Here is a 13,283-nt window from a genome sequence, read left to right on the forward strand (position 1 = left end):
CGTATAGCGCGCTATACGCGCAGGCCACGGCGCCGCGACGCCTCACGGGCGAGCTCTTCGGCCTCGGTGAGGCCGTGCCGGTCACCGAGAGCGTCAAACTCTCCCACAGCGCCCGATACGGCATCAACCGCCTCAGCCACCTCATCGAGATCCAGCAGGGCCGCCGCCAGGGTCAGCAGCGCCCGCGCGACGCCCCGGCGGTCCGCGTACTCGCGGAACGTCCCGAGCGCCTCCTCCGCGGCCCCGCGGGCGGCGTCGGGCCGTCCCTCGGCCAGGGCCACCCTGGCGATGAGCACCAGTCCCGCGGCCTCGGGGAGCCGATCCCCCAGACGCCTGACCAGGCCGAGACCGCGTTCGGCCCGCTCACGCGCCTCCGAGGGCCGTTTCCGGTCGAGGTAGAGCCCGGCGAGGTCGAGCGAGACGGCCGCCTCGCCGCGCGGATCGCCCAGCTCGCGGTAGGCCGCGAGGCTCCCGTGCAGCAGGTCCTCGGCCTGCCGCGCCCCGCCGAGCGCGCGCAGCGCGTCGGCCCTGCCGCGCCGGTCCCCCGCCGCCGAGAACGCGGCCAGGCAGGCCACGAAGCAGGCCTCCGCCTCCGGCCGCCGTCCCTGCGCGAGACGCACCAGGCCGAGCCGGTGGCGGGTACGGGGCACCTCGTGCGCCTCCGCCAGCGGAAGCGCACGCTGCAGGAGGTCGGCGGCCTCCTCCAGGCGGCCCTGCGTACGGTGCAGGTCGGCCGAAGAGCGCAGCAGCAGCGCCTCGCCGTGGCGGTGGCCGGTGCGCCGCGCGGACCGCAGGCCGAGTTCCACGACCGCGTGCCAGTCCTCGCGGTGCGCGCCCAGTTCGAGGAACGGGGTCAGGTAGAAGGCCAGCCGCCAGGCCGCCTCGTCCAGGCCGGCCCGCCGGAGGTCGGCGACGGTCGCGACGAGGAAGCCCCGCTCGGCGGCGAGCCAGCGGGCCGACTCCCGCAGCCGCGCGGTGTCCAGGTCCGCGGCCTGTTCCGCCGTACGGGCCACGGTCCGGCCGGAGCCCGGTTCTGCGGGCAGGAGCAGTGCCCTGGCCCGCCGGGCGCGGTCGAGGATCTCCCCGGTGGCCGCGGCGAGGACCCGGGCGGGCGGCCCCTCCTCCGCGGCCAGCCGCTCGGCGGCGTAGAGCCTGGTCAGGTCGTGCCAGTCGTACCTCTCCTGGCCGCTCGCGTCGAGCCCGCGCGCCCGCAGCAGGCCCGCCTCGGCCAGCGCCTCCAGCGAACGGCCGGCGGGCTCCCCGAGAACGGCGGTGGCCGCCCACGGGGCGACGTGCGGCGCGGACAGCGCGCCGAGACGGCGCAGCAGCAGGCGTTCCCGCTCCGAGAGCGCGTGGTAGCCGAGCGCCAGGCTGCCGCGCACGGCCAGGTCCCCCGCGCTGAGCTCGTCGAGGCGGCCACGCTCGTCCTCCAGACGTCCCGCCAGGTGCTCCAGCGTCCAGCTCGGCCGCCGCGCGAGCCTGGAGCCGGCGATCCTCAGCGCCAGCGGCAGCCCCCCGCACAGCGTCGCGATCCGCGCGGCCGCCCGCGGCTCGGCCCGCACCCGCCGCTCTCCCGCCACCCGTGCCAGCATCTCCACGGACTCGTCCGCGTCGAACACGCCGAGTTCGAAGGCTCGCGCCGCCTCCAGGCCGGACAGCGGCGAGCGGCTGGTCACCAGCGTCATGCAGCCGGGCCCCGCGGGCAGCAGCGGGCGTACCTGAGCCTCGTCGGCCGCGTCGTCCAGCACCACCAGCAGCCGCCGGCCGCTCACCATGCTGCGGTAGAGGCGCGTCCGCTCGGCCAGACCGGCGGGCACCGCCCCCTCCGGGCAGCCGAGCGAGCGCAGCAGGTCCTCCAGCACCGCGCCCGGCGTCCTGGCGCCGAGCGAGGCGTGCAGCCGCCCGCCGGGAAAGTCGAGCCCGGCGGCCGCGTGAACCGCCAGCGCGGACTTGCCCGTCCCCGCGGGACCGTGCAGCACCAGGTGGACGGGCGCGGTCCCGGCGACGGGCACGGACCGGCGAATCCACTCCAGCGCGTGCTCGCGCCCGGTGAAGTCGGCGACGTCGGGCGGCGTCTCGTTCGGCACGGCCCGCGCGGAGGCACCCCCCACCGGCGCGTTCGGCACGGCCCGCGCGGGAGTGCCCCCCGCCAGCACGCGCTCGTGCGCCTCCCGCAGCTCGGGACCCGGCTCGAGGCCGAGCTCCCCGACGAGCAGCCGCCGCGCCTCCCGGTAGGCGCCCAACGCCTCCGACCTGCGCCCCGCCTGGCCGAGCGCGAGGACGAGCTGCGCCCACGCCCGCTCCCGCAGGGGATGCGAGGCCACGAGCGCTCGCAGCTCCCCCGTCACCTCGGCGCCGCGGCCGAGCGCCACGTCCAGCTCGACGCGCTCCTCGAGAGCGGTCAGCCGCAGTTCCTCCAGCGGCAGGGCGTACGCCCGCCGCAGTTCGGCCGAGTCGACATCGGCCAGTGCGGGCCCCCGCCACAGTGCCAGGGCGGCACGCAGGCCGTCGGCCGCCTCGGCGGTCCTGCCCGCGTCCCTGGCCCGCCGGCCCGCGCTCACCAGGCGCTCGAACCTGTGCGCGTCCACCTCGTCGGGGTCGACGTCGAGGAGATAGCCGCCGGGCACGGTGCGGATCCCGCCGACCACCTTGCGCAGCGCGCTGACGTACACCCGCAGCACCGGTTCCGCCGAGGCGGGCGGCTCCTCGCCCCACACCTCGGCGATCAGCCGGTCGACGGTCAGCGTGCGTCCCGGCCTCAGCGACAGGGCGGCCAGGAGCGTGCGGTGCTTGGCGGGTCCGGGCGTCAGGTCACGCTCCCCCTCGACGACCCGCAGGGTTCCCAGCACGCCGAACCGCACGTTCATCCCTCCGCCGGGCGGACCTCGAACGTGTGGAACCCGACCCGGACGGGCGTGGCCGCGTCCGGCGCCGCGTAGACGCCGGTGGCCCCCGGGCCGTAGGGGTCCTCCGCGTCGGCGGCCTCCCCCACCGGCTCCTCGTTGAGCCACATGCCGAGGACGACCCGCTCACCCCGCTGCGCGCACCGGGCGACGACACGGTTGTCGGCCGCCTTCCCCATCCGCACCGGTCCGTGCAGGACGACACCCCGCCCGCCGCGCCGCTTGACGATCGAGGCCTCGCCCGAGGCGGTCACCGCGAACTCGTAGCGGTCGCCGGTGCCCACGTCGCCGCGGCACCACACGCCGAACTCCCCCGAGCCCCCCTCCAGCCGCATTCTGGAGCTGACCACGACGCCCCCGGCGGGCCCCTCGGAGAAGGGGGCCGACTTCCACAGCCGCCATCCGGGGTTGGCGGTCAGCCGGTAGGTCTCGCCGTCCAGCCGGGCCCTGCCGCCGTCGGACGCGCCGACGGCCCAGGAGTCGGCGAAGCCGGCCCGGTAGGAGGACGCGGACGTGCCGAGACCGGCGTAGAACGTCCACCCGCCCGCCAGAACCGCGACGAGCGCGGCGGCACCCGCGATCCACGGCCACCGCCGCCGCCTCCCGGTCGCCGCGCCGGCCCCGGCGGGTTTCCCGGGCGGGGCCGGTTCCCCGGGCACAGCCGGCCCGCCGGGCGCGCCCGCCCCGCCGCCCCCGCCTTCGTCTCCGCCACCGGTCCAGGCGCGCTCGACGGCCTGGCTGGCCGTCGCCGGGGTCGGCCGGCCGCCGACCAGTTCGTCCAGCAGCCGCTGCGCGCTCGGCCGGCGCACGGGGTCCTTGGCCATGGCCCCCTCGACGACGGCGCGCACGCGCTCGTCGAGGCCCTCGAGGTTCGGTCCCTCGTTGACGATCCGGTAGAGGACCTCGGACGGCGCGCCGCCGCCGAACGGCAACCGTCCCGTGCCGGCGAACGCGATCACCCCGCCCCACGCGTAGACGTCGGCCGCGGGCGTCAGCGGCTCGCCGCGCACCTGCTCGGGCGCCATGAACGCCGGCGTGCCCAGGATCGTCTGGCTGGCCAGGCTCTGGGTGTCGACGAGTTGCGCGATGCCGAAGTCGATCACGCGCGGGCCGAGAGGCGACAGCAGCACGTTCGACGGTTTCAGGTCGCGGTGGATCACTCCCGCCCCGTGGATCGCGTGGAGCGCGGTGGCGATCCCGACCGCGAGCGCCTCCAGGTTGGCACCGGTCAGCGGCCCCTGCTCGCGTACGGCCTGCGCAAGGTCGGGTCCCTTGACGTACTCGGTGACGAGGTAGGCGACGCCGTCCTCGACCCCGGCGTCGAGCACGGGAGCGGTGCAGAACCTGGCCACCCTGCGCGCCGCCGCGACCTCGCGGTCGAAACGCCGCCGGAAGGCCGGGTCGCGGGCCAGCTGCGGATGGATCACCTTCACCGCGGCCAGGCCCCCCGTCGGGGTCGTGGCGAGGTGCACCACGCCCATGCCGCCCTGGCCCAGCTCACGCCTGAGCACGTAGCCGCCGATCATGTTCACCGGAGCCACCTTATGCCGTCAAATCCGCGCACACTGGCATTTTGTACGCCAAAGAGCTCAGCCCTGAGCTCCTTTCCGCAGGGGCGCTTCAGCTACGGCGACCAGCCCTCGAACCACCCCGCGCGCAGGCCGATCACGTGCGGGGCGCGTCGGGGTAGCGGGCCCATAGAGGGGTGCGCCACTGCTGGTGGTTGTCCGTGCGATCACAGGCCCGGAGGGTGAGTTCCGTTCCGGTCTCGTACGACTCGCCTTCCACCCGGAGGCAGCGGCCGGTCAGGCGATGCCTGATCTCCCAGTACTGCCACTCGCGCCTGGTGTCCCGCGCGCCCAAGTCCCAGATCGCGTCGGCCGGAGGGTCCCCTCTCGGGCAGATCGGCCGCCGGACGACCCCCGCCGCGTCGCCGCCCGCCTGGGGGACCACGCAGCCGGACCCGTTGCGGATCACGTACGCCCCCGGCCCCGGGGAGACCTCCTGGTAGGTGAACGCCTGGTTGGACTCGCCGTGGCAGTCCCAGCGCAGGAGCCGGCCGCCGGTGAAGGGAACGTCGACGCAGTCCCCGTTCTGGGCGCTGGCGATCGCGCTGCCCGTGCCGGGCGGCAGGCCCCTGGTGATCCGCCAGTACTGGCCGGCCCGGTCGGAACAGTTCCGCAGGACCAGTGCGGTCCCGGCATCGCGGACCGCCTGATCGATGTCGATACAGAGTTCGCCGCCGTAGGAGGCGATCCTGCCCTGGGAGGTGCCGTCGATCAGACGCCACAGTTGCCCGTCAGAGGCTTCGTCACACAGGGAGTTGGTGAGATGGGAGGACTGGCGAGGGACCCTGGCCTCCACGTCCAGGCAGAGCCTCGATTCGGCGTTGACGATCCGGTGGTGCAGGATCCCCTCGTGCCGGACAGGCTGAAGATCCCAGCTGCGTTCGGGTTTCGGCTCCTTGTAGGCCAGTGACTCGCCGATCCGGACCCGCTTCACCGACTCGCCGCCGTAGACCATGGGCTGTCCCACCGCGAACCGGGAGACGACCGTGACCCCCCGCGCCTCGAAGTCGGGCGCGGACAGCGACCGGGACACGGCGACCGCGCCCCACAGCGTGACCACCACCGCCCCGGCGACACAGAGCACGACGGCGCCCTGCCGCGACACCCCGAACGACACGGGCACCACCGCCTCCGGACCCGCCCCCACCTCACGGCCGGCCCGATCCCGCTCCTGCCACCAGGCCAGGACTCCGGCCAGGATCAGCGCGCAGAGGAAGAACCCGACCCGGAACTCGACGTCACCGGTCGTCCAGTTGACGAACAGATCGCCCAGAGTAATAACAAGCGCGCATTTCCCGATATCAAGAAAGCGTCGATCCCATACGAATCCTCTCTTCTTTCTGTAATCCGCTGGATCAGGCATATATACTCGCACCTGACATCGTTAGACGAGAAATTCTGGCGTCCGAAAAATCGCCGGGGATGATATCCCCCGGCCAAGGCCGTCACCATTCCGGCACAGCACACGATACGCCGCCCCGCCTCGCCCCAAACTGCGGTTCCGCGACGCCGACCAGTCCGAACCCGGCCATCGCGTACCGCCAAGGCGCTCGACCACGCGGAAGCGGACCACGCCACACGGCGCCCCGGGACATGACGAGATCGCAGGCGACACATAAAGCCACTCGCGGAACGCGCTCGCCGAACGTCGCCCATGAACCCGCTGTAACGCCGGCAAATCATTTGGCGATCTACAGATCCAGTACGGTCGACAACACCGCCGCCAGGCCGGGTGGCGCCGATTCCCGCGTTTCCCCCGAACAAAGGAGCACGCTGTGCCCGAAACCTCCCAGGAGATCTTCGAGCGGTACGTCTGGGCCGGAGCCATGACCCAGAACGCCGCGGCACTGGCCGAGCTGTTCACCGTGGACGGCGTCATCGAGGCGCCGCTCGTCCCGGCCGGCCATCCCTATCCCAGGCGCCTTGAGGGGCGCGAGGAGATCCGCGAGGCGATGGCCGCGTACTACAAGCGGCCGGTGCGCACCGACCGCACGTTGAACGTGGCCGGGAGCCGGTACGCGCTGCACACCACCACCGACCCCGACGTGTTCGTCGCCGAGATCGACACCGCCTTCGACGGAAGCGCCGGACCCACGACCATGTCGCTGGTGCAGATCTTCCGCCTTCGTGACGGGAAGATCGCTCTGCTACGCGACTACTTCGCACCCGAGGAAGTGGAGTGAGGGCATCCGCGACACTCGACGACGTCAGCGAACCGGATGCCCCGCCCCGCGCAGCGCGTCCTTGACGTCACCGATCTTGAGCTGCCCGAAGTGGAACACCGACGCCGCCAGCACCGCGTCCGCCCCCGCCTCGACCGCGGGAGGGAAGTCCTCGACGGAACCGGCCCCGCCGCTGGCGATGACCGGAACCGACACCGCGGCCCGCACGGCCCGGATCATCTCCAGGTCGTAGCCGTCGCGGGTGCCGTCACCGTCCATGGAGTTGAGCAGGATCTCGCCGACCCCGAGCTCCTCGCCCCGGCGAGCCCACTCCACCGCGTCGATGCCGGTGCCCCGGCGGCCGCCGTGCGTGGTCACCTCGAAACCGGACGGCGTCGGCGGCCCGTCGACGACCCGGCGGGCGTCCACCGACAGCACGATGCACTGCGCCCCGTACCGCCGCGACGCCTCGGTCAGCAACTCGGGCCGGGCGATCGCCGCCGTGTTCAGGCCCACCTTGTCGGCACCGGCCCGCAGCAGCCTGTCGACGTCCTCGACCGAGCGCACCCCCCCGCCCACGGTCAGCGGGATGAACACCTGCTCGGCCGTCCGGCTGACCACGTCGTACATCGTCGACCGGTCGGAGCTGGAGGCCGTGATGTCCAGGAACGTCAGCTCGTCGGCCCCCTCCGCGTCGTAGCGGCGGGCCAGCTCGACCGGGTCGCCCGCGTCACGGAGGTTCTCGAAGTTGACGCCCTTGACCACCCGCCCGGCGTCCACGTCCAGGCAGGGAATCACTCGTACCGCGACAGTCATCTGCGACTCCTCAGGAACTCACGGCGGCGAGGGCGTCTTCGAGGGTGAAGGCCTGCGCGTACAGGGCCTTGCCCACGATGGCCCCCTCGACGCCGATCGGGACCAGCGAGGCCAGGGCGCGCAGGTCGTCCAGGGACGAGACGCCGCCGCTGGCGACCACCGGCTTGTCGGTGCGGGAGCAGACCTCGCGCAGCAGGTCGAGGTTGGGGCCGCGCAGCGTGCCGTCCTTGGTGACGTCGGTGACGACGTAACGGGGACAGCCGTCGCCCTCCAGGCGGGCGAGGACCTCCCACAGGTCGCCGCCCTCCTGGGTCCAGCCACGGGCGGCCAGGGTCGTCCCCCGCACGTCCAGCCCGATCGCGATCCGGTCACCGTACTCAGCGATGATCTTGGAGCACCAGGCGGGGTTCTCCAGCGCCGCGGTGCCGATGTTCACCCGGCGGCAGCCGGTGGCCAGCGCGATCTCCAGGGAGGCGTCGTCACGGATGCCGCCGGACATCTCCACGTTGACGTCGAGCGCGCCGACCACGGTGGCGAGCAGCTCGCGGTTGCTGCCCCGGCCGAAGGCCGCGTCGAGGTCGACCAGATGGATCCACTCGGCACCGGCCTCCTGCCAGGCGAGCGCCGCGGACAGGGGGTCGCCGTACGACGTCTCGGTGCCGGCCGCGCCCTGGACCAGGCGGACCGCCTGGCCGTCGGCGACGTCCACGGCGGGGAGCAGCTCAAGCGACATCGGTTCAAGACCTCCGGTCGAAGACAAGGGTGAGGAAAAGCGGTACGAACAGCAGAGAGATAACGAAAGCCCCGAACCGGGCCGCCCACGAGGACCACAGCAGCCAGACGATCACCTGGACGATCAGGAACAGCACCGCCGCGACACCGTTCTGCGTCCGGCGGCGGCGGGCCATGATGCCGCCCTGGGACACGATGCGGACGGGCCTGCCCGGCAGCAGCGCGACCACCCTGCCGACCCGCTCGCGCCGGCGCGCCAGCCGCGCCTCCCGCTCGGCGCGCAGAGCCGCCTGGCGCGCCTGCTCGGCCTCCCGCTCGGCCCTGCGCCTGGCCCGCTCCTTGCTCATCGGGAACTCACCGGGCGCACCGGAAACCCGGACGAGACCCCGGCCGGACCTCCGGCCGGAAACCCACCCGCGGCCCGCGAGATCACGTGACGGTCCCGAGCCAGTTCGTGAGCAGCTGCGCTCCGGCGTCGCCCGACTTCTCCGGGTGGAACTGGGTGGCCGCCAGCGGGCCGTTCTCCACCGCCGCGACGAACGGCACACCGTGCTCGGACCAGGTGACCAGCGGATCGGCGAAACCCGGCCCCGCCTGGAGCTCCCAGGAGCGCACGCCGTAGGAGTGCACGAAGTAGAAGCGCGTGTCGGCCTCGAGCCCGGCGAACAGCACGGTCTCGGCGGGCGCCTTGACCGTGTTCCAGCCCATGTGGGGCAGGACCGGAGCCTCCAGGCGCTCCACCGTGCCCGGCCACTCCCCGCAGCCTTCGGTCGTGACGCCGTGCTCGACGCCCGTCTCGAAGAGGATCTGCATGCCGACGCAGATGCCGAGGACCGGCCGCCCGGCCGACAGGCGCCGCGCGATGATCCGCTCGCCGCGCACGGCGCGCAGCCCCGCCATGCACGCGGCGAACGCCCCCACGCCCGGCACGACGAGGCCGTCGGCCTCCATCGCCGCCTCGTAGTCGGCCGTCACCGTGACCTCCGCGCCGACCCGGGCCAGCGCGCGCTCCGCCGAGCGGAGGTTGCCCGAGCCGTAGTCGAGAACGGTCACCTTCTTCTTCACCACCAGAGCACCGCCGCCGTGGTCGCCAGGGCCGCGAGGGCGGCGAGCAGCAGCGCGCCCTTCCTCAGACCCTGTTTGAGGAATGAGACGATCCCGCCGACGAGGAACAGGGCCACGAAGGCCATCGCGACGGCCGTCCAGTTGTCACTCACCGGCGCGTCCTCCTCCCCTCCCGGGAAACGGTCACAGCACGGGAGACGGTCACAGCACGCCCTTCGTGCTGGGCACCCCGGTGGCGCGCGGGTCGCGCTCCGAGGCCGCCCGCAGCGCCCTGGCCAGCGCCTTGAACTGCGCTTCCACGATGTGGTGGGCGTTGCGGCCGTACGGGACGCGCACGTGCAGGCAGATCGCGGCCTGGGCGACGAACGACTCCAGGATGTGCCTGGTCATCGTCGTGTCGTACTCCGGGCCGATCATGGGAGCCATGCCCTCGGGCTCGCTGTGCACCAGGTAGGGGCGCCCCGACAGGTCGACCGTGACCTCCGCGAGCGACTCGTCCAGCGGGCAGGACGCGTTGCCGAACCTCCGCAGCCCCGACTTGTCGCCCAGAGCCTCGCGGAACGCCGCCCCCAGCGCGAGCGAGGTGTCCTCGATCGTGTGGTGGGCGTCGATGTGCAGGTCGCCCTCGGTCTTCACGGTCAGGTCGAACAGGCCGTGCTTGCCGAGCTGGTTCAGCATGTGGTCGAAGAACCCGACACCGGTGGACACCTCGACGTTTCCGGTGCCGTCGAGGTCGACCTCGACCAGCACCGAGGTCTCCTTGGTGACACGCTCGACGCGACCGCGACGCGGCGCGGTCGCGATACCGCCGCCGGTGATGCTGCTCACAGAATCTCCTCCAGGGCGGCGCGGAACGCCGCCATCTCCTCAGGGGTACCGATCGAAACTCTCAGCCACTCGGGCGGTCCCACCTCGCGGATCAGCACCCCGCGATCCAGCATGCCCCGCCACACCGCGTGCCGGTCCTCGAAGAGCCCGAACAGCACGAAGTTGGCGTCCGAGTCGGCGACCGTCAGCCCCCGGCCGCGCAGCCACTCCACCGTGGCGTCCCGCTCGGCCCGCAGCGCGTCGACCGCACCGAGCAACTCGGCGCCGTGGGCGAGCGCGACCCGCGCCGCCGTCTGGGTGAGCGTGGACAGGTGGTACGGCAGCCGGACCAGCAGCAGCGCCTCGATCACCGCCGGGTGGGCGGCCAGGTAGCCGAGCCGGGTCCCGGCCATGGCGAACGCCTTGGACATCGTCCGCGTGACGATCAGCCGGGGGTTGTCCGGCAGCAGGGTCAGCGCCGACGGGGTGCCGGTGCGGGCGAACTCGAAGTAGGCCTCGTCCACCACCACCATGCCCGGCGCGGCCTCGACGATCCTGGCGATCACCGCCGGGTCCAGGGCGGTGCCGGTCGGGTTGTTGGGCGACGTCAGGAAGACGACGTCAGGCCGGTGCTCCTCGATCGCGGCGACGGCCTTGTCCGGGTCGATCCCGAAGTCGTCCTCGCGCGCCCCGGAGATCCACTCGGTCGAGGCGCCGGTGGTGATGATCGGGTGCATCGAGTAGGAGGGCTCGAAGCCCATCGCGACGCGGCCGTGGCCGCCGAAGGCCTGCAGGATCTGCTGGAGCACCTCGTTGGAGCCGTTGGCCGCCCAGACCTGCTCCACGGCCAGGCCGTGCCCCAGGTACGCGGCCAGCTCCCCGCGCAGGGCGAGCGCGTCGCGGTCGGGGTAGCGGTTGAGCTCGCCCGCCCGGGCGCGTACGGCCTCGGCCAGACCGGCGACCAGGGACGCGGAGGGCCCGTAGGGGTTCTCGTTGGTGTTGAGCCTGACCGGGACGTCGATCTGGGGGGCACCGTACGGCGTGCGCCCCCGAAGGTCGTCGCGGATCGGCAGGTCTTCGAGTCTCACGCCGGGATCCCCCCGTCGAATCGGGCATGGACATTCCCGGTGGGCACCGTCGGGAAGGCCCTCACGAGGGCACCTCCCCGTCGAAACGCGCGCGGATCGCCGCTCGCCCGGTGGGCACGGGCCGGGAGGTCCTCACGAGGGCACCTCCCAGTCGAAACGCGCGCGGATCGCGGCGCCGTGCGCCGGGAGGTCCTCGGTGTCGGCCAGCACGCACACGTGGGCGGCGGCACCGGCGAGGGCCTCGCGGCTGTAGTCGACGACGTGGATGCCGCGCAGGAACGTCTGCACCGACAGTCCCGAGGAGTGGCAGGCGCAGCCGCCGGTGGGCAGCACGTGGTTGGAGCCGGCCATGTAGTCGCCGAGCGAGACCGGCGCGTAGGAGCCGACGAAGATCGCTCCGGCGTTGCGCACCCGGGCGGCGAGCCCGTGCGCCCCGGCGGCGTGGATCTCCAGGTGCTCGGCGGCGTACGCGTCGACGACGCGCAGCCCGGCCTCCATGTCGTCGACCAGCAGGATGCCCGACTGGCGCCCCGACAGGGCCTCGGTGATCCGCTCGGCGTGCTTGGTCGCGGCGACCTGGCGGGGCAGCTCCCGCTCGACGGCCTCGGCCAGCTCCACCGAGTCGGTGACGAGCACGGCGGCGGCGATCGTGTCGTGCTCGGCCTGGCTGATCAGGTCGGCGGCGACGTGCACCGGGTCGGCCGTGGAGTCGGCGAGGATCGCGATCTCGGTGGGACCGGCCTCGGAGTCGATGCCGATGCGCCCCTTGAGCAGGCGCTTGGCGGCGGCGACCCAGATGCTGCCGGGGCCGGTGACCATGGTGACCGGCGGGCACTCCTCGGTGCCGTACGCGAACATCGCCACCGCCTGGGCGCCGCCGACCGCGTAGACCTCGTCCACGCCGAGCAGCGCGCACGCCGCCAGGATGGCCGGGTGCGGCAGCCCGCCGAACTCGCGCTGCGCGGGCGAGGAGACCGCCAGGGAGGGCACCCCCGCCTCCTGGGCGGGAACGACGTTCATGACCACGCTGGAGGGGTAGACCGCCCGGCCGCCGGGGACGTACAGCCCCACGCGGTCGACGGGCACCCAGCGCTCGGTGACGGTGCCGCCGGGCACGACCTGGGTGGTGACGTCGGCGCGCCGCTGGTCGCGGTGGACGAGACGGGCACGGCGGATCGACTCCTCCAGCGCCGCCCTGACCTTCGGGTCGAGCCTCTCCAGAGCCCCGGCGATCGCCTCGGCGGGCACCCGGGTGGACTCCAGCTCGACCCCCTCGAACCTGGCGGTCAGCTCGCGCACGGCGGCGACCCCGCGATGATGCACGTCCTCGCAGATGGGCCGCACCTTCTCCAGGGCGGCTTCGACGTCGAGGTCGGCACGGGGCAGCACGTCGCGAAGGTCCTCGGGCAGAGGCCCTCGCAGGTCGGTACGCGAAATCACCCGTTCAGTCTACGGAGGTCCGCCACCCGATATCGTCCCGTCCATCATCCGGACGGTGCCTTTACTATGTAGATTTTAACCAGCCGCTACGCTTCCCCGGTGAGCAAGAGCAAGAGCAAGGGCGGGCAGGGAACCCCCGCGACGGTGGCCCTGGCCCAGGCCAAGGTCGATTTCACCCTGCATCCCTACGAGCACGACGCGAACGCGCAGGCCTACGGCGAGGAGGCGGCCGACGCCCTCGGGGTGCCGTACGGGCAGATCTTCAAAACCCTGGTGGCCGAGGTGGAGAGCGGGCTGGCCGTCGCGGTGGTGCCGGTGGCCGGCAAGCTCGACCTCAAGGCCTTCGCGGCGGCGCTGGGGAGCAAGCGGGCGGCGATGGCCGACGCGGCCAAGGTCGAGCGGGTCACCGGCTACGTGGTCGGCGGCATCAGCCCCCTCGGGCAGCGCAGGCGCCTGCCGACCGTGGTCGACGCCTCCGCGCTCGGCTTCGCGACGATCTACTTCTCCGCCGGGCGGCGCGGGCTGCAGATCGAGACCGCCCCCTCGGAGCTGGTCCGGCTCACCCAGGCCGTCACCGCCCCCATCGGAAAAACCGGCTGACCACCTCGCGGGCCCCACAGGACCCACCTCACGAGTCCCGCAAGACCCGCCTCGCGAGGTCCCGCAAGACGGACCCGCTCCCCCCGCCAGGTCCTGTCGAAG

13 protein-coding genes are annotated in these 13,283 nt (G+C 73.2%); 2 read left to right on the top strand and 11 right to left on the bottom strand.

Annotated elements, in window-relative coordinates:
- Positions 1–11: 11 nt before the first annotated feature.
- From ACTOQ1_RS05870 to ACTOQ1_RS05880, 3 genes are all read right to left on the bottom strand, one after another.
- Positions 12–2,867 (bottom strand): BTAD domain-containing putative transcriptional regulator, encoded by a 2,856-nt coding sequence (locus tag ACTOQ1_RS05870; RefSeq protein WP_440065015.1) that lies wholly within the window; start codon positions 2,865–2,867, stop codon positions 12–14.
- Positions 2,864–4,429, bottom strand: a complete 1,566-nt coding sequence (locus tag ACTOQ1_RS05875; protein ID WP_440065457.1) for a protein kinase domain-containing protein — start codon at positions 4,427–4,429, stop codon at positions 2,864–2,866. Before ACTOQ1_RS05875 ends, ACTOQ1_RS05870 begins: the two co-directional genes overlap by 4 nt.
- A 139-nt stretch (positions 4,430–4,568) precedes the next feature.
- The gene (locus ACTOQ1_RS05880; protein WP_440065017.1) at positions 4,569–5,834 is read right to left on the bottom strand and encodes an RICIN domain-containing protein; all 1,266 of its coding nucleotides are present in this window, start codon (positions 5,832–5,834) and stop codon (positions 4,569–4,571) included.
- A 412-nt stretch (positions 5,835–6,246) separates the two neighbouring features.
- Here ACTOQ1_RS05880 and ACTOQ1_RS05885 point away from each other — a divergent pair, with 412 nt between their 5' ends.
- The gene (locus ACTOQ1_RS05885) at positions 6,247–6,654 is read left to right on the top strand and encodes a nuclear transport factor 2 family protein (protein WP_440065019.1); all 408 of its coding nucleotides are present in this window, start codon (positions 6,247–6,249) and stop codon (positions 6,652–6,654) included.
- 24 nt (positions 6,655–6,678) lie between these two features.
- Here the strand turns inward: ACTOQ1_RS05885 and hisF are convergent, their stop codons facing one another.
- The 8 genes from hisF to hisD all read right to left on the bottom strand — a co-directional run bounded on the left by hisF (position 6,679) and on the right by hisD (position 12,581).
- Positions 6,679–7,449 carry an imidazole glycerol phosphate synthase subunit HisF gene (hisF, locus tag ACTOQ1_RS05890; protein WP_362676280.1) on the bottom strand — a complete coding sequence of 257 codons (771 nt, stop codon included), beginning with the start codon at positions 7,447–7,449 and terminating at the stop codon, positions 6,679–6,681.
- A gap of 10 nt (positions 7,450–7,459) precedes the next feature.
- Positions 7,460–8,182 (bottom strand): bifunctional 1-(5-phosphoribosyl)-5-((5-phosphoribosylamino)methylideneamino)imidazole-4-carboxamide isomerase/phosphoribosylanthranilate isomerase PriA, encoded by a 723-nt coding sequence (priA, locus tag ACTOQ1_RS05895; RefSeq protein ID WP_362676282.1) that lies wholly within the window; start codon positions 8,180–8,182, stop codon positions 7,460–7,462.
- Between the two features lie 4 nt (positions 8,183–8,186).
- On the bottom strand, positions 8,187–8,528 hold the full coding sequence (locus tag ACTOQ1_RS05900; RefSeq protein WP_440065021.1) for a hypothetical protein: 342 nt from the start codon (positions 8,526–8,528) through the stop codon (positions 8,187–8,189).
- 82 nt (positions 8,529–8,610) lie between these two features.
- On the bottom strand, positions 8,611–9,246 hold the full coding sequence (hisH, locus tag ACTOQ1_RS05905) for an imidazole glycerol phosphate synthase subunit HisH (RefSeq protein WP_440065458.1): 636 nt from the start codon (positions 9,244–9,246) through the stop codon (positions 8,611–8,613).
- Positions 9,243–9,398: a hypothetical protein gene (locus ACTOQ1_RS05910; RefSeq protein ID WP_440065022.1), complete on the bottom strand. Its 156-nt coding sequence runs from the start codon at positions 9,396–9,398 to the stop codon at positions 9,243–9,245. The genes hisH and ACTOQ1_RS05910 overlap by 4 nt, the downstream gene beginning before the upstream one ends.
- 49 nt (positions 9,399–9,447) lie before the next feature.
- Positions 9,448–10,065, bottom strand: a complete 618-nt coding sequence (gene hisB, locus ACTOQ1_RS05915) for an imidazoleglycerol-phosphate dehydratase HisB (RefSeq protein ID WP_440065460.1) — start codon at positions 10,063–10,065, stop codon at positions 9,448–9,450.
- Positions 10,066–10,070: 5 nt separating this feature from the next.
- Positions 10,071–11,141, bottom strand: a complete 1,071-nt coding sequence (locus ACTOQ1_RS05920) for a histidinol-phosphate transaminase (protein WP_440065023.1) — start codon at positions 11,139–11,141, stop codon at positions 10,071–10,073.
- 132 nt (positions 11,142–11,273) lie between these two features.
- On the bottom strand, positions 11,274–12,581 hold the full coding sequence (hisD, locus tag ACTOQ1_RS05925; RefSeq protein WP_440065025.1) for a histidinol dehydrogenase: 1,308 nt from the start codon (positions 12,579–12,581) through the stop codon (positions 11,274–11,276).
- A 99-nt stretch (positions 12,582–12,680) separates the two neighbouring features.
- Here hisD and ybaK point away from each other — a divergent pair, with 99 nt between their 5' ends.
- Positions 12,681–13,181 (top strand): Cys-tRNA(Pro) deacylase, encoded by a 501-nt coding sequence (gene ybaK / locus ACTOQ1_RS05930; protein WP_440065026.1) that lies wholly within the window; start codon positions 12,681–12,683, stop codon positions 13,179–13,181.
- The last annotated feature ends 102 nt before the right edge of the window (positions 13,182–13,283 follow it).

This window comes from Streptosporangium sp. OZ121, assembly GCF_051918885.1.
In the GTDB taxonomy this organism is placed as follows: domain Bacteria; phylum Actinomycetota; class Actinomycetes; order Streptosporangiales; family Streptosporangiaceae; genus Streptosporangium.